This window comes from Vibrio sp. Vb1166 (assembly GCF_033338695.1).
GTDB lineage: Bacteria > Pseudomonadota > Gammaproteobacteria > Enterobacterales > Vibrionaceae > Vibrio > Vibrio alginolyticus.
Genome location: NZ_JAWOTE010000021.1, coordinates 44,752 through 65,419 on the forward strand (window position 1 = coordinate 44,752; position 20,668 = coordinate 65,419).

Below are 20,668 nucleotides of genomic sequence, written 5' to 3' on the forward strand. Positions count from 1 at the left end.
AAATAAATTTATCTGGGAAATGACGTTTTGTTGCGCTACAGCAGTGTGACGAGTTCCCAACTAATCAGAAAGAAACACATAAATTTCGAAAAAAGACGCTTTTTTTTAATTCTGCCCTTGAAAAGCATTTTGCCGCCCTTATCTATGTGGCATAGAGAAGCAAACATTGATTATTTTTGTTTGTGAGCAAGGGTTGAAACCCGATTCTCCTCCCCCCACATTGGGGTTATAACCAAACGAAAATAGAATTTATTCGGAGATAGCCAGATGGGTAAAATCATTGGTATTGACTTAGGTACTACTAACTCATGTGTTGCTGTATTAGACGGCGACAAACCACGTGTAATTGAAAACGCAGAGGGCGAACGTACTACTGCATCGGTTATTGCTTACACTGACGGTGAGACGCTAGTAGGTCAACCAGCGAAACGTCAAGCAGTAACTAACCCAGAAAACACGCTATTTGCAATTAAGCGTCTAATCGGTCGTCGTTTTGAAGACGAAGAAGTTCAGCGTGACATCGAAATCATGCCTTACAAAATCGTTAAGGCTGACAACGGTGATGCTTGGGTAGAAGCGAAAGGCCAAAAAATGGCAGCTCCTCAGGTTTCTGCTGAAGTTCTTAAGAAAATGAAGAAAACTGCTGAAGACTTCCTTGGTGAGGAAGTAACTGGCGCAGTTATCACAGTACCTGCTTACTTTAACGATGCTCAGCGTCAAGCGACAAAAGATGCTGGCCGTATCGCAGGTCTAGAAGTTAAACGTATCATCAACGAACCAACAGCAGCTGCGCTAGCTTACGGTCTTGATAAGAAAGGCGGCGATCGCACTATCGCGGTATACGACCTTGGTGGTGGTACATTCGATATTTCAATCATCGAAATCGATGAAGTTGAAGGCGAGAAAACATTCGAAGTTCTAGCAACTAACGGTGATACTCACCTAGGTGGTGAAGACTTTGATAACCGTCTAATCAACTACTTGGTTGATGAGTTCAACAAAGAGCAAGGCATCAACCTTAAAAACGACCCACTAGCAATGCAGCGTGTTAAAGAAGCAGCAGAGAAAGCGAAAATCGAGCTTTCTTCTACTTCTCAAACAGACGTAAACCTACCTTACGTTACTGCAGATGCAACTGGTCCTAAGCACATGAACATTAAAGTGACTCGTGCAAAACTAGAATCTCTAGTTGAAGACCTAGTACAACGCTCTCTTGAGCCATTAAAAGTAGCTCTAGCTGACGCTGACCTATCAGTAAACGACATCACTGACGTAATCCTAGTTGGTGGTCAGACTCGTATGCCAATGGTTCAAGCGAAAGTTGCTGAGTTCTTTGGTAAAGAAGCGCGCCGTGACGTAAACCCTGACGAAGCAGTAGCAATGGGTGCTGCAGTTCAAGGTGGTGTACTTGCTGGTGACGTTAAAGACGTACTACTACTAGACGTAACTCCACTGTCTCTAGGTATCGAGACAATGGGTGGCGTGATGACTAAGTTAGTTGAGAAGAACACAACTATCCCAACTAAAGCGAACCAAGTTTTCTCTACAGCGGAAGACAACCAGAGCGCGGTAACTATCCACGTTCTACAAGGTGAGCGTAAGCAAGCGATGTACAACAAGTCTCTAGGCCAATTTAACCTAGAAGGCATCCAGCCTGCACCACGTGGTATGCCACAAATCGAGGTTACGTTTGACCTTGATGCGGATGGTATCCTACACGTGTCTGCGAAAGACAAGCAGACTGGTAAAGAGCAGAAGATCACTATTCAAGCTTCTGGCGGTCTAAGCGATGAAGACATCGAGAAAATGGTTCAAGAAGCAGAAGCTAACAAAGAAGCGGACAAGAAGTTCGAAGAGCTAGCGACTGCACGTAACCAAGCTGACCAAATGATTCACGGTACTCGTAAGCAAGTAGAAGAAGCTGGTGAAGCGCTACCTGCAGAAGAGAAAGAGAAGATTGAAGCAGCAATTTCTGAGCTAGAAACAGCACGTAAAGGCGAAGACAAAGAAGCTATCGATGCTAAAGTTCAAGCACTAATGACTGCTTCTCAAAAGCTGATGGAAATCGCTCAACAACAAGCTCAAGCGCAGCAAGCACAAGGTGCTGACGCAGGTGCACAGTCTAAAGAAGACGACGTTGTAGATGCTGAGTTCGAAGAAGTTAAAGACGACAAGAAATAATATTTCTTAACCAGATGGCTGCATAGCCATCTGGGGTCGATAAGACTTCGTGTGCGGGCGTTTGGGGCAACTCTTACGCCCGTCTGTTTGTAAACGCTGTCTTTCTAGTTAAGTATGTTGCAGACAAGTGCACTTACCTAGAACGATACAAACACCAAGCGGTGAATCGATGCCGTTTGTAGTAATTAACTGGTGACGAAGAACATGTCAAAACGTGATTTTTACGAAGTATTAGGCGTAAGCCGTGATGCCTCAGAGCGCGATATCAAAAAGGCGTATAAGCGTCTAGCGATGAAATTCCACCCAGACCGAAACCAGGGTGATGATTCTGCGGCGGACAAGTTTAAAGAAGTAAAAGAAGCGTACGAAGTTCTGACCGACCCTCAAAAGAAAGCGGCGTACGACCAATACGGTCATGCAGCTTTTGAACAAGGCGGCGGTGGTTTCGGTGGCGGCGGCTTTGGCGGCGGCGGTGCTGATTTCGGCGACATCTTTGGCGATGTATTCGGTGACATCTTTGGTGGTGGTCGTCGTGGCGGTGGTGGCCACCGTGCCCAGCGAGGTGCTGACCTACGTTACAACATGGAATTGACGCTAGAAGAAGCGGTTCGTGGTGTAACGAAAGAGATCGAAGTACCGACACTAGTACACTGTGATACCTGTGATGGTAGTGGCGCGAAGAAAGGTTCATCTGCTGAAACATGTGGTACCTGTCATGGTCATGGTCAAGTACAGATGCGCCAGGGCTTCTTCGCAGTGCAACAAACCTGTCCTACCTGTCACGGCAAAGGTAAAATCATTAAAGACCCTTGTAATGAGTGTCATGGTCAAGGTCGTAAGCAGAAAACAAAAACACTTAACGTTAAGATCCCAGCAGGTGTTGATACTGGCGACCGTATTCGTCTATCTGGCGAAGGTGAAGCGGGAGAAATGGGAGCACCAGCGGGTGACTTGTATGTACAAGTGCACGTGAAAGAGCACCATATCTTCGAGCGTGATGGCAACAACCTATACTGTGAAGTGCCAGTAAGCTTTGCGATGGCAGCTCTAGGTGGTGAAGTTGAAGTACCAACCCTAGATGGTCGCGTAAGCCTAAAAGTGCCTTCAGAAACGCAAACAGGTCGTATGTTCCGTATGCGTGGTAAAGGTGTGAAAGGCGTTCGCGGTGGCGGTGTTGGTGATCTTATTGTTAAGTTGGTTGTTGAAACACCAGTAAACCTAAGCTCACGCCAAAAAGAACTGCTCAAAGAGTTTGAAGAGTCTTGTGGTGGTGAAGCGGCGACAAAGCACAAGCCTAAATCAGAAGGCTTTTTCAACGGTGTGAAAAAGTTCTTTGATGATTTAACCAGCTAAGACGTTAGTGAAAAGCACAAATACAAAGGCCTGCTAAAATGCAGGCCTTTTTGCATCTCGGTGTTCTTCCTAATTCCAGCAATCACTTGGTTCTTCGACATTTGTTGACGTTAAAGTAATCGTTTTAGAACCAGTCAAGCACTCGTCGTCGTCTTGTCCCAGAGCCGATTTTGCTGTTGCTGTAATGGTATAGGCCGTACTTGCAGAGCTCGCAATATCGAAAGAAAATCTATTTGTGTCTGAGTCACATAGAGTGCATGTGCCTCCAGAGAGAATATGACTCCAGTCGTACCCACCATCATAAGATGTCTCTAGCTCTAGCTGAATTCGACTAAGATCGCTCAAGGCAACCGTCCTATGAGACTTGATTACATGATTAGTGTAAGAGGGGTATGCGACTGCAGCAATGATCCCGACAATCACTACAGCTACCAGTAATTCGATCAATGTCATCCCTCTCAATCCTTTTTTGTAGCCGTTACAACGAGAAATTCGAATCATCACGAGTAGTTTCCTTTTCACTTTTCCGCCTATTTTTGGCAGGTGATAGCATCTGTGCAAGATGAATTACGGCCCTTTTGCCGTTTACATAGGAATTTGGGAAATGCCTCGCGGGTTTACGTTGTTGGAGCTTCTTATTACTGTTGCTGTACTGAGTATTATATTGGCGTTTGCAGCTCCAAGCTTTAGCCGTGTTTCACAAACTGTGCAAATGCAGCGATTAGCAACTGAATTAGCTGGTTTTCTAAGCCAAAGTAAGTCCGAGGCGGTAATGAGAAATCAAAAATTATATATTCATTTCTCTATGGCTAAAAACGTCGTTGTCAGTCAAGGTGCATGGTCTCTACAGTTAACTAACTCGTCTAGCGGCTCTGGGGGCGTAATTTTAAGCCTTTCCGGCTCTGCCTACTCTGAATTATCTTTGAAGCACAGCTACGAGAATCAAAAAATAAGCTTCGATGAGGTCCGTGGACGACCCCAAGGAGGAAATATAGAGTTTTTCCCAACTAATGCTCAAAACATAAAACTACAAGCAAAGCTCTCCAACCCTCCCGGAAGGATAAAAATTTGTAGTAACTCTGGAGCTAAGTTATATGATTACCGTCAGTGCTAACAAACGCTATCAAATAGGTAGCTCTTTAATCGAATTGATGATTAGTTCTTTAATTGGGTTAATTGTCCTTAGTGTAGTGGGCTCTATATTCTTGAGTTTACAAAAAACAGCAAAGGAAAAAAGCTTAGGGCTAAATTTATTGCAAGGTCTGAATATCACTTTATCTGTTATGAAAGAAGATATTCAAAGAGCAGGTTATGATGGTGGGAACGGTAGTTCACTCAAATTATCCGGAGCTACAGGAACCATAATGCTGAGCGGCGCCTCTTCTGTAGGGCTTGTGTATTTTAAAGAGGACTCAGCTGCCAATGAAGACTATCGAAATATTAAGTATGAGAAGAGAGATACTCGGTTTTTTATATGTGAAAAAGGTGTTGTGTCTCAAACACAAATATTATCTTTTGATGGTATAGATTTTTGTCGTTCTCTATTTGATGATGATATTTTCCAAGTTACCCAATTCACCGTTAGTTCAGAAACAGTGACTAATGGAGGAAATGTAAGTTCGGTCACGAGCGTTAAGTTAGGTTTGAAAACGATTGATGGAGCCTTTAGTGAAGTTGCGGAGTTTTCTATCAAACAAAGGAATTGGCAATGACATCTAAATATAGCTATTCCGGTTATACCACTTTGCTTGTGACTTCTATACTTTTATTACTTGCTTTAATTGCATCATTAGCATCATCCAAAGGTGTATTTTTTCAAATAAAAGTTGCGCAAAACGAAATAAAATCTCGACAAGCACATTGGTTAGCGGAAGGAGGTGTTGAATGTGCATGGGCGCAATTTAGAGTTAATAATATTGTACCAGCCGTAATAACAGATTGTGGCTCAGGGCTTTGGACGATTCCGAGTTTTACGAGTACTTCCAATGGGTATTTGGTTACTTCTAATGTTGGATTTACAAGCATTAGTAAGGAGATTATTTTGGGAGGTAACTTGAGTTATGGTGCAATGCAGTCTAGTGCAGACATTTATTTTCATTCTAGTGCAACGTTCTCTACTCCAGACCCAGGGGAATTGAGCAGCGATGGGTGGGAGTGTATTGCGTTAAGGTATAAAAAGCGCTTTTACTCCTCTTCAGTTGATAATAAAGGCGTAATTCATGGAGAGTCTCCCTATGCCGATTTTAACAACCCTACAAATAAAGATTGTGCAAACACGACGGCAAACCGTCATCTCTCATCTAGTGTTGGCGGGGTTGATGCTGGTGATGATTTTACTCAAGATACAGATTTAAAGCCATTTGAATCCTTCTTTGGAGTAAAGGCTGAAGAGCATAACGATGTCCGAGATAATGGTGTATTTCATGTTATGACGGGCTCAGTGGCTGATGGTATACCTAATTGTGGTGCTGCTTTAACAGCAGAAATTCAGTCAGGGAAGCATCATTTATGGGTGGAAGGGAGCTGTGAAATCAAGCAATCGGAATACAATGATTTAGTGAATGCTACATCATCGACCAATGGCGTAACAGTGCTCATTCATGATGGTCTTTTCTCCGTGATGGGACCACCGAGCTCCGGCGCTACATCAAATAAGTTTAAAGGGGTCTTGTTTCATTTCAATCATGATTATACCCCGACAACAGCGGATTGGGTTGGGTTCGAAGCCAATGCTCACCTAAATCATGTGCCAAGTGTTGTTGAAGACTCATACAGGACAATAGCTTCTTATTATCAGCATGGTTCTTTTACGGTATCTGGTGGTCAATATTTTGATAGTGAAGATCAGGCAGCGGTTTTCTTCGATTCTTTGGACTTTAGATACAATAAAGATGTGATAGACAATTCAAGGAATGCGCATGCAATTCCTAGATGGAAAAAAGGCTCCTGGAATGATCTCTAAACAAAAAGGTTTTAACCTTCTTGAAGTTCTAATTTCTTTTCTGCTTATCGGTGTTGGGGCTCTAGGTTTAACTAAGCTAAACGTATATCTAGAACGCGAATCCGAATATGCCATAAAAAGTATTGAAGCACTGCGTCTAGCAGAAAACCAGCTCGAATGGTTCCGGACGCGTGGTGCTTCTGCGGCGATGTCTACCATCACACCTGCAAATTTTGCTTCTATTGCAACAGGCTCTTCTGTTGCTGGATCTTATGTCGTCGAGTGGGAAGTTCCAGCTGCCACGGTTTCAGGAACACTGAAAACTATCACCATTACCTCTATCTGGAAGGATAGAATCGGCGAGACGCGATCAGTTCAGCTTAAAACGATGATCTCACAATACAGTGAATTCGAAAACTAAGTTCAATTGCATACATGGGCTGAGACAAATGCGGGTGTAATTCCTGTTTGATACCGGATTTGTCACGGTTAATAAATGGTTTTTGAACTGTTAATCGAGTTGATGTGCTACTGTTTTTATTATGTTTAATTGAAGTGGTGTTTTTGCAAAATATGTCTCCAATTATGAAAAAAAATCTAGAACCTTGTGCTTTCTCCATTGGTGTTTACTAGAATACTCGTTGGATAGTAGGTCGTTATAATTATTCAAATAGGCCTTGGCACCAACATCATTCACTATGGAGTTACCATGAGTAACCAAGCTGTAAATAAGGCACCATCATCGAAGCCGAGCGGGATGGAGCGCTTTTTAAACTTTATCGAGAGGACAGGTAACAAAATTCCTGATCCTGCGATTTTGTTCTTCTGGGCATTGATCATTACTTGGGCGGCGTCAGCACTTTTGTCGAATGTATCATTCGATCTTCCAAACCCTCGAACGGGCGAAGCTCTTACTATCACCAACTTACTTACGGGCGAAGCGCTAGCAAGTTTCCTTGCTAACATGGTGACGACGTTTACTGGCTTTGCGCCACTGGGTATCGTACTTGTCGCAATGCTAGGTGTGGGTGTTGCAGATTCTTCGGGCTTTATTACGACGGGTCTTAAGAAGATGCTGAACTTCACGCCAGCTAAGCTTCTTACTCCAATGCTTATTTTGGTTGCCATTGTATCGCATACTGCGGCAGATGCAGGCTATGTTCTGGTTATTCCTCTTGGCGGTATTATCTTCCATGCGGCAGGTCGTCACCCTTTAGCAGGTATTGCGGCAGCATTTGCAGGTGTATCTGGTGGCTTCTCTGCAAACTTTATCCCTTCAGGTATCGATCCGCTATTGGCTGGCTTTACGCAAACTGCGGCGCAGGTTCTTGATCCTGAATATGTGGTTAACCCATTAGCGAACATCTTCTTCACTGGCCTATCCTCTATCATTATTGTGGGGATTGGTTGGTACGTGACAGAGAAAATCATCGAGCCTCGTTTATCAAAAATGCCAATTGATGATGATGCGGAAACCGCGCCAAACCTAGGTTCATTTACTGAACTGGAATCAAAAGCATTCCGTTATGCAGGTTGGGCAATGATGGCGGGTATTGCTTTACTTGTTGCAGCGTTAATTCCAGAAACATCAGCACTTCGCTCGCCTGAAGGTGAAATTACAGCCTTCTCAGCACCGATAATGAAGTCTATCGTGCCGTTGATCTTTATTCTGTTTATCATTCCTGGTTACGTTTACGGTAAAGTGTCTGGAACGTTCAAGACCAGCAACGACATTATCAAAGCGATGGCTGATACTATGTCAACCATGGGCGCATACATTGTTATGTCGTTCTTCTGTGCTCAGTTCCTATCTGCATTTGCTCAGTCAAACATCGGTACGATGCTAGCGTTGTATGGCGCAGAAGGCTTAAAAGCGATGAACCTACCAGGTGAAGTGACCATCATCGGTATGATCCTTCTAACCGCGTCTGTAAACCTACTTATTGGTTCGGCATCGGCAAAATGGGCTTTAATTGGTCCAATCCTAGTGCCAATGCTAATGGCGGTTGGTATCTCGCCTGAGCTGTCTCAGGCGGCTTACCGTGTGGGTGACTCTGTATCGAACATCATTTCGCCTCTAATGGTATTTTTCCCTCTTGTTGTGGTTTACTGTCAGCGTTATGTGAAGTCGGCTGGTATCGGTACGCTTGCGTCACTAATGATGCCATTCTCGATCGCAATGCTGATCGGTTGGTCTATCTTCCTAGTTGCTTATTGGATGGTAGGTATCCCGCTAGGCATTCAAGCTCCTTACACTTACACAATGTAAAAACGTGTAGGGTGTGAAAGCCGCTAATTGGCAGCCAAAAAGCGCAGGTCTTCGATCTGCGTTTTTTTGTTCTCGTAAAACGAACATCGATAGGTCTTGTAACTAGTTTTTTGGAGTTGCAGACTTTGTCCCGTGATGTGTTGCTGTAGTGAAACCGAAGTTGGTGATAAAATTCCTGACTTCAATCGTTTTTTGTTTCTTTGGAGCCTCCTTTGTCTAACCATCCGTTTTCCCCTCAAGATGAATTGTTTATGCGCAGAGCGATGGAGCTTGCTGAGCAAGCAGAAGCTGAGGGGGAAGTACCTGTTGGCGCAGTGCTTGTCAAAGATGGTGAAATTATCGCTGAGGGGTGGAATCGCTGTATTGGTACTAATGACGCTACCGCACATGCTGAGATCCAAACGCTGCGTAAAGCAGGCCAAAAGCTAGAAAATTACCGCCTTCTGGATACGACGTTATATGTAACACTTGAGCCATGCCCAATGTGTGCCGGAGCCTTATTGCATAGCCGCGTTAAGCGGGTTGTTTTTGGAGCGCCAGATTTAAAAGCTGGAGCAGCAGGAACAGTGCTTAATTTGTTTGAAAGTCAAGCCGCTTACCATTACGCCTTAGTTGAAAAGGGGCTGCTAGAAGATGAGTGCCGCACTCAGCTACAAGCGTTTTTTAAGCGCCGCCGAAAGGAAATTAAAGCGAAGAAGCAAGCACAAAAAGCATTAGAAAATGGAGAGAGCGAACAAGGTAGTAGGAGTAGTGAGGGCTAGCAAACACCTACAACGTGGTAGATGTTTGCTTGGACGCACTAGTGATTGACTAAATGTACAAAAACACGATTACGTGAACTTACTTTCTTTTTCATACATGTCAGTTTACGTTTACGTCGGATAGCAGCTACTGTGTTATTTAAACGCTTTGACTGCACTCTACGTCTTCTCATATTCAAAACCTCCTGCAGACAAGACTTATACCAGTAAAGCGCGGCTCATCGATGCTTGGCAATAGGCTCGATAATCGCACTAAACATTGTATGGTTTAAACGTTCTTCATTTGACTTCTGCATTGCACAGAGCCAGCAAACAATTTCAATACGATGCTTAATAATAGGAGTGACGTTATTTCGGCAGAGTGTAGCCGAAAGCGCCGCTTCATCAAGTGAGCTAAACCATGTGGTTGTAAAGTAATCTGTTACAAAGCAATCAGTTTTACTAACGATGAAGAAAAGGCGACCAACCAAAGGAATGGTTGAGTGTGGTTGGTGTCACTCAGAATATTGGAGTCTAGATAAGTTTTCGTTAGGACTCAACAAAAATGACGAGCTTCATAGGCTCGTCATTTTTTAGTTTACCGCGGGTTTATTCTTCAATGCTTTCTTGTTCGGTGTCTTCTTCAACCGTGACGTCAGAAGCGCCAGAGACTTGTTCTACGACGGTCTCTACTGCGCCCGATATCAAAATGTCGGGGTTGAGCGGCGGAATCACTTGCAAGTCATCGCTATTCTCATCAATCGCTGGCTGTTGGCTGACATGACCAATGATGGATTGGTAGTAACGTCGAATATTTTCTACGTAATTACGCGCTTCATCGCCTCTGGCGTACCCATAGCGAGTTTGGCTGTAATAGCGCTTCTGACGTAGTAAAGGCAGCCTGTCTTTTACATCCGCCCAAGCGTTCGGATCGCCACCTTGTGCTTTGGTGAGTCGTCGTGCGTCCATCATGTGGCCGTAACCAATATTGTATGAAGCTAACGCAAACCATATTTTTTCATGCTCGTTAATGCTATCAGGCACGCGACTTACAATACGGCGTAAGTACTCGACACCACCACGAACAGATTGCTCAGGGTCCAAACGGTTAGTCACCCCGACGCTTTTCGCCGTTGGCAGAGTCAGCATCATCATCCCCCTAACACCCGTTGGCGATTTTGCTGTTGGTTTCCAGTGTGACTCTTGATAAGCCAATGCTGCAATTAAGCGCCAGTCGAACTCTTCGCTGTATTTTTGGAATAAAGGTGCCCATTTAGGCAATTTGTCATCCAGAGCTCGAATGAATGCGCGAGTATCAACGTAATCAAATGCTTCAATATGACCAATGTACTTTTCTTCGAGGGTGGACAGTTCTCCTGATTGTTTGATGTTACCGAAAAACTCTATCAGCATCGCATACAAACTTTCGTCTTCAGAACGTCGAGTAAACCAAGATACTGGTTGATCTTCTGTAAGTTCAAACGCGAGCGCAAGATCGGGGTAAAGGCGTTGAGCTAAGGAAAGTTCCACCGAATCAGTCACAGTAAAACGTAACTCACCCGTCGATACGTATTTGAGTAAGTCTCTCGTGTCAGCATCACCAACAATTTCAAACTGAAGTTCTGGATACTGCTTCTTTAACGCTGTTAGGGTCGGAACATATTGCGATTGTTCAACGATCTTTAATGTTTGAGCGCCTGCATTTGTATCTTCGTCGGACTCGTCGTCTTTCGAGGCTTGGTATTCAATGAGTTGTTCGATATCACGTGGTCGAAGTTGCCCTTTTTTATATACCACTTGTTGGCTTACATAATAATAGGCAGGGCCTGGTCTAAATCGTTTGACTGCTTGTGACGTTTGATTTAAACCCGTAGCGATGATATCGATATCTCCTTTCTTAAGAGCAGGAAAAAGCTCAGCCTGGCGAAAGGCTGGTTTAATCTCGAGTTTGACGCCGAGCTGCTCTGCAAACTGACGCGCCAATTCGTAATCCAACCCTGCGGGACCATCGGGACCTATGTAGTAGGAAAGCTGATTGTTTAGCGTGCCAACACGAAGCACACCACGTTCTTGAATTTTTTCAAATTCACTTTTGGGCTCCGACTCAATCTGGCAAGCAGAGAGTAAAAGAACAGAAACTAAAATTAGAGCACTGCGCTTGAGCCGGTTGAAGTGACTTATTTGCATTAATAGGTACATCTTGGAAAATTTCTATTTGCCTTTATATCAAAGCGAGCTCATGGGGCAAAGTGAATCACACACTTATAACGTGACATTGTGTGTTTTATCGACATTTTAGTTGTAATTCAAATTTGACAAAAAAAATGACGCAAACGGTTGCTTTTGGTGTTACATCACAAAAACAATTACTATATAATGCGCTCGCAATGACGAGGTGGAATCGGCATAGGTTCGACAGGGCTTATTTTAAGTGTCTGAATTTATTCCAATATCACCTTAATCAATTGCATAAGAGACCTAAGCACATGAGAATTTTGCGTGGCTCCCCAGCTCTTTCTGAGTTTCGTGTTAATAAACTACTGGAACTTTGTCGTGAACAAGATCTGCCTGTAACTGGCATTTATGCCGAGTTTATGCACTTTGCCGATCTAAAGTCAGACCTTGATGACCAAGAGTTAGAAAAACTTGAAAAGTTACTAACTTACGGCCCAACCATCGAAGAGCATGAGCCTGAAGGTCTTCTACTTCTTGTCACGCCTCGTCCTGGCACTATCTCGCCTTGGTCTTCTAAATCTACCGATATCGCTGTTAACTGTGGTCTGGATAAAGTGAAACGTCTAGAGCGTGGTACGGCTTATTATGTCGAGTCTTCAGTTGTTCTATCAGAAGCTCAAGCTGACGCTGTTAAAGCGTTAATTCACGACCGCATGATGGAAACAGTATTCACAGAATTTGAAGCCGCATCAGCATTATTTACTGTTGCAGAGCCTAAGCCTGTCGCACATGTTGATATCTTAGCTGGCGGTCGTCTTGCGCTTGAAGAGGCAAACGTTTCCCTTGGCTTGGCACTCGCAGAAGATGAAATTGATTACTTGGTAGAGAACTTTACTAAGCTTGGGCGTAACCCAAACGACATTGAATTGATGATGTTTGCTCAGGCGAACTCAGAGCATTGTCGCCACAAAATTTTTAACGCAGATTGGACTATCGACGGGGTAGATCAACCTAAGTCTTTGTTCAAAATGATCAAAAACACTTTTGAAACGACACCTGACTATGTGCTGTCTGCATACAAAGACAACGCAGCCGTTATGACAGGTTCTAAAGCGGGGCGTTTTTTCCCTGACCCTAAATCTCGTCAATACACGTACCACCATGAAGATACGCACATCTTGATGAAGGTAGAAACGCACAACCACCCAACGGCAATCTCTCCATGGCCGGGCGCATCGACTGGCTCAGGCGGTGAAATCCGTGACGAAGGCGCGACGGGTATCGGCGGTAAGCCAAAAGCGGGTCTGGTTGGTTTTACAACCTCTAACTTACGTATTCCTGGTTTTGAACAGCCATGGGAAACCGACTTCGGCAAGCCGGGTCGTATTGTAAATGCGTTAGACATCATGCTTGAAGGTCCTCTAGGAGGCGCGGCATTCAACAACGAATTTGGTCGTCCAAATCTATTGGGTTACTTCCGTACTTACGAAGAAAAAGTCACTTCTCATGCGGGTGAAGAAATTCGTGGTTACCACAAACCAATCATGATTGCTGGTGGTATGGGTAACATCCGCGATGAACACGTACAGAAGAAAGAGATTCCAGTGGGTGCGAGCCTCATCGTACTTGGTGGTCCGGCAATGAACATCGGTCTTGGTGGTGGCGCGGCATCTTCCATGGCATCTGGTCAGTCAGCAGAAGATCTGGACTTTGCTTCAGTACAGCGTGAAAACCCAGAGATGGAACGTCGCTGTCAGGAAGTGATCGACCGTTGTTGGCAGTTAGGCGACGACAACCCAATCGCATTTATCCACGATGTGGGTGCAGGCGGTATCTCTAACGCATTGCCTGAACTTGTCGACGACGGTGAGCGTGGCGGTAAGTTCCAATTACGCGATGTACCAAACGATGAGCCGGGCATGAGCCCACTGGAAATCTGGTGTAACGAATCACAGGAACGTTACGTTCTAGCGGTAGCGCCAGAAAACATGGAAGCATTCGACGCCATCTGTAAGCGTGAACGCGCACCGTATGCAGTGGTGGGTGTGGCGACAGAAGAGCGTCATCTAACGCTAGAAGATTCTCACTTCGACAATACGCCAATCGATATGCCAATGGATATCCTGCTTGGTAAGCCACCGAAGATGCACCGTGACGCAACCACACTAAAAGTGGAAAGCCCTGCCATTGTTCGTGATGGTATTGAGCTTAATGAAGCGGTGGATCGCGTACTTCGTCTTCCTGCTGTTGCAGAAAAAACATTCCTAATTACTATCGGTGACCGAACAGTAACGGGTCTGGTTGCTCGTGATCAAATGGTTGGTCCTTGGCAGGTACCAGTAGCAAACTGCGCAGTAACAGCGGCAAGCTACGACACTTACCATGGCGAAGCAATGTCGATGGGTGAGCGCACGCCAGTGGCATTACTAGACTTTGGAGCATCGGCTCGCCTAGCCGTTGGTGAGTCACTAACGAACATTGCGGCAACAGACATCGGTGATATTAAACACATTAAACTGTCTGCGAACTGGATGTCTCCAGCGGGTCACCCAGGTGAAGATGCGGGTCTTTACGAAGCAGTGAAAGCGGTTGGTGAAGAATTGTGTCCTGCGTTAGGTTTGACTATCCCAGTTGGTAAAGACTCCATGTCGATGAAAACCAAGTGGGAAGAAAACGGCGAGAGCAAAGAAGTCACTTCTCCACTGTCGTTAGTTATCACGGCATTTGGTCGTGTGGAAGACGTACGTAAGACCGTGACTCCACAACTACGCACTGACAAAGGAAAGACTTCTCTAGTTCTTGTTGACTTGGGTAACGGCAAAAACCGCTTAGGTGCGACAGCATTGGCACAAGTATACAAACAGCTGGGTGACAAACCTGCTGACGTAGATAATGCAGAGCAGCTAAAAGGCTTCTTTGATGCAATGCAAGCGTTAGTACGTGATGACAAGCTAGTGGCTTACCACGATAAAGGCGACGGCGGTCTGTTTGTTACACTGGCTGAGATGGCATTCGCGGGTCACTGTGGCGTAAAAGCGAACATCGCAGAGCTGGGTGACGATGCGCTGGCCGTTCTATTTAACGAAGAGCTAGGTGCGGTTGTTCAAGTTAAGAATGATGATCTAGATTCAGTTCTATCTACTCTGGCGGCAAACGGCTTAGAGGCATGCTCACATGTGATTGGTTCTGTTGAAGCTTCAGACGACTTTGTTATCACTTCTGGTGATGCAGTTGTGCTTGAACGTTCACGTACCGAACTACGCGTTATCTGGGCTGAAACAACGCATAAGATGCAAAGCCTACGTGATAACCCAGCGTGTGCAGACCAAGAGCACGAAGCTAAGAAAGACAACTCTGACCCGGGTCTAAACGTTAAGCTCAGCTTCGACGTAAATGAAGACGTTGCAGCACCGTACATTGCGAAAGGTGCTAAACCTAAGATGGCAATTCTACGTGAGCAGGGCGTTAACTCCCACGTCGAAATGGCAGCAGCGTTTGACCGAGCTGGTTTTGAAGCAACCGACATCCATATGAGCGATATCCTAACGGGCCAAGCGGTACTGGATGAATACCATGGCCTAGTAGCTTGTGGTGGCTTCTCTTACGGCGACGTATTAGGTGCGGGTGAAGGTTGGGCTAAGTCTATCCTGTTTAACGCACAAGCTCGTGAACAATTCCAAGCCTTCTTCAACCGTGAAGAGACGTTCTCTTTAGGTGTATGTAACGGTTGCCAGATGCTATCAAACCTGAAAGAGCTGATCCCAGGTGCAGACTTGTGGCCACGTTTTGTGCGCAACGAATCTGAGCGTTTTGAAGCGCGCTTTAGTCTAGTTGAAGTTCAGAAATCTGATTCTGTATTCTTCGACGGTATGGCTGGTTCGCGTATGCCAATCGCGGTTTCCCACGGAGAAGGGCGTGTAGAAGTACGTGATGCAGAGCACCTAGCAGCGATTGAAGCATCAGGTACGGTTGCGGTTCGTTACGTGGATAACCTCGGTAACCCAACACAACAATACCCGAACAACCCGAATGGTTCGCCAAACGCGATTACCGGTTTAACAACAGCAGACGGTCGCGTAACTATCATGATGCCTCACCCAGAGCGCGTATTCCGCACAGTTGCAAATTCTTGGGCTCCGGAAGGTTGGGGTGAAAATGGCGCTTGGATGCGTATGTTCCAAAATGCCCGTAAGAATATCGGTTAATTAACCAAAGGTTAATCTAGCTTAAGTAAAGCGTTGGTTGAGAGACCAGCGCTTTCTTTTTTCTTATCACTCTTTTTTCTTCGTCGCTCTTTCTAGTGACTTGGCGAAACGTTGCTTTGTTCTGCCTCTTCTTTGTCATCTATTATCTAGCGTAAAAAACTTGCAGCGTTTAGATTACTTTTATGCTCTAATACCGCGCTTACCAAGGGATGGTGTTAAACAGCTCAGCTTAGATGGAGTTATCAAGTTGACCGAATCCCTGATTGATCCCTAAATCCCTTAGGAAATGAAAGAAATGTCTAAGAATCCAAAATTTGCTATCCGCGTCACTGAAAAACGTAACGGCTGGAGCGCAGAAATCACTCGCCAAGTGACATCTCGTAAGACTGTAGTATCAAAGCGTGAAACAGGCTTTGACAGCGAAGAGAAAGCACAAGCTTGGGCTGAACAAGAACTGGCTGGATTTATCCAAAACCAAGTGGTTCGTAACGAGCGTAAAGCAGCGCAACGTCAAGAGCGTGAAGCAGAACAACTAGCGGCAAAAGTTCGTAAAGAAGAAGCCCGCAAAGCACGTGAAACCGAAGTAGACACTGACGAAGAATAAGTTTAAATCGGTGAGATGGTGACGTTACCCATCAAACAAATAGTGAAAATGCCCTGAGTTTTGTCTCAGGGCATTTTTTATTTATATCGGCTAAAAACAATCCGACGATACGGACAAGCTAAACGTGCCGTCTTCAGGGGCTGCAAATTGTTTATTGCCAGGAAGAAGGTGAGGGTTATTAGCATAAGTGCGATGTGTCGATTTGACCTTTGCAGAATGTCTTTCCGGTAAATCAAAGTGTTGTAAGCCGTCAGATAGATCGTTTGCTTCACCGTAGTCGAAATGTGTTGCGACGTCTTTGGGCTGCTTGGCGTAACGACAGTGATCCGGCTTACCATCTTCGTGCCAAGTTAAAGAGTTAGTTTTTGCATCTAGATTCAGGTTATTTGCTGTTGGCTGTGCGTAAAAATCTTCTGAAACTTGGTGCTTGCTTTGCTCTTGTAAGTAGTCTGCAATGTTCTCAGAAGCTTGCGCTAGGCTACCTACAGGGAAGAAGCAAATCAGAAGAAGCCGTGTTTTTAGATTGTTCATAATGTGTATGCAAGCAAAAGGAAATGATAATACTGATAAATAAAACGGCGTGCAATTATGGCCATTGGATACGATATAACAGGGCAGTTAATGTCTGCCCTGCATCTTTTAGGTATGGTTAGTATTGATAAGTGAGGTGCAGTTTGACTTCGCGACCAGGCGAAGGCACGCCATTAGATAGGTATGCTTCGTAGTAACGATCGGTTAAGTTTTTCACAACCGCGCCAACGCTCAAGCCTTCGACTTGTTGTATTTCCCAAACCACGTAAGCGTTTTGTAGCGTGTATTGCTCACTTGGCGATTTCACTTTTAAATTGTTACCGCTTGCCTTGGTTTTAGTTTGCGCATCATACCAACGGACTTCCCAGCCAGTACGTAAACCAGGAATCCATTCGTAACCTAAACCCAGATTAATGTTTAATGGCGGTACATCAGGATGATCATCATCTGAACCTGTAGAGTCAGATAGGCTGCCTTTGTTTTTGCCGCGAATGTAACTTGCTGAGAAATTACTGTAGAAATCTTCAATCCGGTATTGTGAAATTAGCTCAAAGCCATAGTTTTTAAAGCCATCTAGGTTTGTATTCCAGCTTTGTAACTCAGTAGTATTTTTGTCGAGGTTTTCGCCCGTTCGTATATCAACTGTGTCGCTAACATCGTTATAGAACATAGTTAACTCTGTTGCGAGGTTATCGCGAGAGTTCACCAGCCCTTCCGTTAAGTTGATAACGCTTGCTTGATAAGCATGGATACGAGACACGTCCAGATTCAAAGCAGTAGCCGTAGCGGTAGCTCGCGCATATTGCACTGAGTAGATGTTATCAACGGTTGGTGCTTTTAAAGCGTAGGCGTAGGAGGCGTTTAAACGCGTATTATTGCTCGCATCAAAGTCGATATCCAAACGTGGGCTAAAGCCTTTATGCGTCGTTTCAGTGTAGTTATGTCCGGCAGCTGGATCATTATAATCCGGCGCTGCGTTCCCTTTTCCTTCACTCTTGATGTATTCGTAACGCAGAGAAGGTGTGATTGTTAGGCGCTCTGTTGCTTGATAGTGATCAGCAATGTAAGCGGCATAAATTGACTGCGTGCCAGATGGTTCGTAGTAAGGGGTGTACCAACCGTAGTTTTTCGCTTCATTACTGTCGTATGATGCGTTGAATACTAACGAGTCTCTATCGGTTTTTTGATATTGAAGCCCAGTGATTAGAGTGTGGTCTCCGAATTGTGCTTGGTTAAACACATCAACGTAGTCACGCTCGTAACTCAGCCATGACTCATGACCGTAACTGCCAACAGAAACGAACATTTTCTCGAATGCTACGTCAGGGCGAACCCAATGACGATCGTTTTCGGAACGTGCCATTTTGATATTGAAATCAATATACGGGTTAGTCGGCATGTAGTGGTAAGAGATGGTCGTGGTGTTGTCCGTGTATTTGTTATCGACGGTGTAAGCGTATTGGGCTTTTTCTAATGAGCCGTATTTCTTGATATTGTATTCGGTGATGTTAGGCATTTTTCCGCGGCGGTTAGCCCAAGGTTTACGACCTTCATCTTTGTAGCGAGTATGGCTAATTTCAAACTCGTGATCGTTATTTTCATAACCGACCTTTACGAGCATGTTTTCTTGCTCATAACCTGAGTAATCTAGCGTTTCACCACCTCCGACTTTAATGTCATCAGAATCTTTTACCGAGCCATTCGCTAGAAAATAAAAACCAGTATCGTTTTTACCATAGAGTGTTAGCGTGTAGGCGTTCTCATCGCCGTTGGTGTTGTATGCACTTGAGATGCGAGCACCAAAGTTTCTTTCGCCGTACAGGAGATCATCGACACTTTTGGTTTTAATGCGAATGGAGCCACCAAACTTCCCGTTGAGTGCTCGATAGTCGTGCGCGCCCTTGATAATTTCTGCTTCGCCAATTAAGAACGGATCAAAAAAGAAGGTACCGTAGCGGTATTGTTGAAAGCCGATTGGAGCGCCATCGACAAAGACGGCGATATCGCTTGGATCATCAAAACCACGAATGTTAATACGTTCGCCACCAGAACGACCGCCACCATCTATTGATGCACCGGGAACGGCATCGATCATTGAGGCAAAATTAGAGTACTGTTGCTCTTCAATCTCTGACCAATTAATGGTGGTTTGCGCAGGCTCAGCAATGGTAATAGGTTTGGCATAACGAACGCCTATGACTTCAAGCTCTTCATTTGGCGCTGTCTCGGCATATGAATAAAGAGGGAAGAGCAAAGCCAGTGAAATGAGATTTACTTTGAATGGATGACTTTTTAATCGTTTCATATTGATGATTTATAGTGTTTTTATGAAGCTGGGATTATAAGAACATTATTACGATTAATAAATGATAATGAGATTAATTATCAAATGTGTTTTTGCGACGGATTGTAAAGTTTTTTATCCATTCGTGGAAACTACGATAAGTATCGTTAGCGTACATAAAACAAAAAGCCCAGCATCATGGACGCTGAGCTTATTGGCTTTAAACAAGATAGTGCGAGCACTGTTGCTCCTTTTGAGCTAATCAGGCGCCTACTTGGTAGGAATTACTGAGTTTCTAACGGTATCTGTCCGGTGGTCAGCGGCTCGGCATCGAATTCAGTGAGGCCTTCAATATAGCTTTCGACTGCTTGCTCTAAAGCATTATCACCTTGGTTAAAATAGGCAAGGTGGAAAATTGCATCGCCTTCGTTCACCAATGGTAATGTTTGTTGACCGATAACCAAACCACGCTTCGGGGCTTTTAGTTCTATCTCGTCATGACCAAGAGGAGAGCTAATATAAGCGAGCGTTTCACCCTGTTCTACTTTGTCTCCCAGATTAACGACAGTACGCAAAATGCCGTTACCTGACGCGCGAACCCAGCTGGTGGACTTCGCTATGATAGGCTCAGGCAGCTTTTTCCTGCTCGCTCGCAACATACCAATGGCTTGCATTACGCGCCGAACCCCGAGTACACCAGCGCTGATCGAAAGTGGATCAAAACGCAATGCTTCGCCAGCTTCGTAGGTGAGCACTGGAATATCGCATTTTTCTGCTTCACTGCGTAAAGAGCCATCACGCAATGCTGAATCAACAATCACTGGCGTTGCAAATGCTTGAGCAATACGCAGAGTTTCTGAGTTGCTTAAGTTTGCGCGGATCTGTGGCAAGTTCGTGCGATGAATGGCCCCTGTGTGTAGATCCAAAATGTAGTCACAACGCTTGGCAATGTTGTTAAAGAACCCGTGTGCCATACGAGATGCAAGTGCGCCTTTTTCACTGCCAGGAAAGCAACGGTTGAGATCTCGTCGGTCGGGCAAGTAACGAGATTTATGGATGAAACCAAAAACGTTAACGATAGGTACTGCAATGACAGTGCCTTTCAGTTTTTGTGGATCCAGTTGGTTAATGATCTGACGAACGATTTCTACACCATTAAGCTCATCACCATGGATAGCGGCATTCACCATTAACACTGGTCCTTCTTGTTTCCCATGGATGATTTCCACAGGAATAGATAAAGGCGAATGTGTATATAGCTTCGCTGCTTCAAATTCGATCTCTAATCGTTGTCCTGGTTGTATTTGATGTCCTAAGAGCTCAAATACTTTGCTTTTTTTACTTCTGGCCATAAACCATCTCTGTCAAATGCGTCATCAGCAATG

The 20,668-nt window shown here is 44.7% G+C and carries 15 protein-coding genes; 10 read left to right on the forward strand and 5 right to left on the reverse strand.

All coding sequences use genetic code 11. The features are described 5' to 3' along the window. The first annotated feature begins 267 nt into the window (after positions 1–267). Together dnaK and dnaJ are read left to right on the forward strand one after the other, a co-directional pair. A complete protein-coding gene (gene dnaK, locus R7E51_RS18375) occupies positions 268–2,181 on the forward strand; it encodes a molecular chaperone DnaK (protein WP_005381623.1) in 1,914 nt (637 codons plus the stop codon). 204 nt (positions 2,182–2,385) lie between these two features. After that, positions 2,386–3,534, forward strand: coding sequence for a molecular chaperone DnaJ (gene dnaJ, locus R7E51_RS18380; protein WP_005381620.1), 1,149 nt, complete (start codon positions 2,386–2,388; stop codon positions 3,532–3,534). A gap of 69 nt (positions 3,535–3,603) precedes the next feature. On the opposite strand, the gene R7E51_RS18385 is transcribed toward dnaJ, so the two are convergent. Further along, on the reverse strand, positions 3,604–4,035 hold the full coding sequence (locus tag R7E51_RS18385) for a type IV pilin protein (protein WP_017820588.1): 432 nt from the start codon (positions 4,033–4,035) through the stop codon (positions 3,604–3,606). Positions 4,036–4,138: 103 nt separating this feature from the next. On the opposite strand from R7E51_RS18385, the gene R7E51_RS18390 reads away from it, so the two are divergent. The 6 genes from R7E51_RS18390 to tadA all read left to right on the forward strand — a co-directional run bounded on the left by R7E51_RS18390 (position 4,139) and on the right by tadA (position 9,505). Further along, positions 4,139–4,648 carry a GspH/FimT family pseudopilin gene (locus R7E51_RS18390; protein WP_017820589.1) on the forward strand — a complete coding sequence of 170 codons (510 nt, stop codon included), beginning with the start codon at positions 4,139–4,141 and terminating at the stop codon, positions 4,646–4,648. Continuing rightward, positions 4,629–5,246 (forward strand): PilW family protein, encoded by a 618-nt coding sequence (locus R7E51_RS18395; RefSeq protein WP_017820590.1) that lies wholly within the window; start codon positions 4,629–4,631, stop codon positions 5,244–5,246. Before R7E51_RS18390 ends, R7E51_RS18395 begins: the two co-directional genes overlap by 20 nt. Further along, complete coding sequence (locus tag R7E51_RS18400; protein WP_017820591.1) at positions 5,243–6,496, forward strand: hypothetical protein; 1,254 nt, start codon at positions 5,243–5,245, stop codon at positions 6,494–6,496. The genes R7E51_RS18395 and R7E51_RS18400 overlap by 4 nt, the downstream gene beginning before the upstream one ends. After that, complete coding sequence (locus R7E51_RS18405) at positions 6,486–6,896, forward strand: type IV pilus modification PilV family protein (protein ID WP_054579040.1); 411 nt, start codon at positions 6,486–6,488, stop codon at positions 6,894–6,896. The genes R7E51_RS18400 and R7E51_RS18405 overlap by 11 nt, the downstream gene beginning before the upstream one ends. A 288-nt stretch (positions 6,897–7,184) precedes the next feature. Then, on the forward strand, positions 7,185–8,744 hold the full coding sequence (locus tag R7E51_RS18410) for an AbgT family transporter (protein WP_017635695.1): 1,560 nt from the start codon (positions 7,185–7,187) through the stop codon (positions 8,742–8,744). Positions 8,745–8,956: 212 nt separating this feature from the next. Continuing rightward, positions 8,957–9,505, forward strand: coding sequence for a tRNA adenosine(34) deaminase TadA (gene tadA / locus R7E51_RS18415; RefSeq protein ID WP_206958393.1), 549 nt, complete (start codon positions 8,957–8,959; stop codon positions 9,503–9,505). Positions 9,506–10,093: 588 nt separating this feature from the next. On the opposite strand, the gene mltF is transcribed toward tadA, so the two are convergent. Further along, positions 10,094–11,671, reverse strand: a complete 1,578-nt coding sequence (gene mltF / locus R7E51_RS18420) for a membrane-bound lytic murein transglycosylase MltF (RefSeq protein WP_031779069.1) — start codon at positions 11,669–11,671, stop codon at positions 10,094–10,096. Between the two features lie 299 nt (positions 11,672–11,970). On the opposite strand from mltF, the gene purL reads away from it, so the two are divergent. Then, positions 11,971–15,864, forward strand: coding sequence for a phosphoribosylformylglycinamidine synthase (purL, locus tag R7E51_RS18425; protein WP_137281754.1), 3,894 nt, complete (start codon positions 11,971–11,973; stop codon positions 15,862–15,864). A gap of 295 nt (positions 15,865–16,159) precedes the next feature. Then, positions 16,160–16,468, forward strand: a complete 309-nt coding sequence (locus R7E51_RS18430; protein WP_025998700.1) for a DUF3622 domain-containing protein — start codon at positions 16,160–16,162, stop codon at positions 16,466–16,468. Positions 16,469–16,558: 90 nt separating this feature from the next. Here R7E51_RS18430 and R7E51_RS18435 read toward each other — a convergent pair whose 3' ends face one another. From R7E51_RS18435 to R7E51_RS18445, 3 genes are all read right to left on the reverse strand, one after another. Next, on the reverse strand, positions 16,559–16,999 hold the full coding sequence (locus R7E51_RS18435) for a hypothetical protein (protein ID WP_005381599.1): 441 nt from the start codon (positions 16,997–16,999) through the stop codon (positions 16,559–16,561). A 118-nt stretch (positions 17,000–17,117) separates the two neighbouring features. Beyond that, the gene (locus R7E51_RS18440) at positions 17,118–19,304 is read right to left on the reverse strand and encodes a TonB-dependent receptor domain-containing protein (RefSeq protein WP_206958395.1); all 2,187 of its coding nucleotides are present in this window, start codon (positions 19,302–19,304) and stop codon (positions 17,118–17,120) included. A 263-nt stretch (positions 19,305–19,567) separates the two neighbouring features. Further along, complete coding sequence (locus tag R7E51_RS18445) at positions 19,568–20,635, reverse strand: succinylglutamate desuccinylase/aspartoacylase family protein (RefSeq protein ID WP_017635689.1); 1,068 nt, start codon at positions 20,633–20,635, stop codon at positions 19,568–19,570. Between the last annotated feature and the right edge of the window lie 33 nt (positions 20,636–20,668).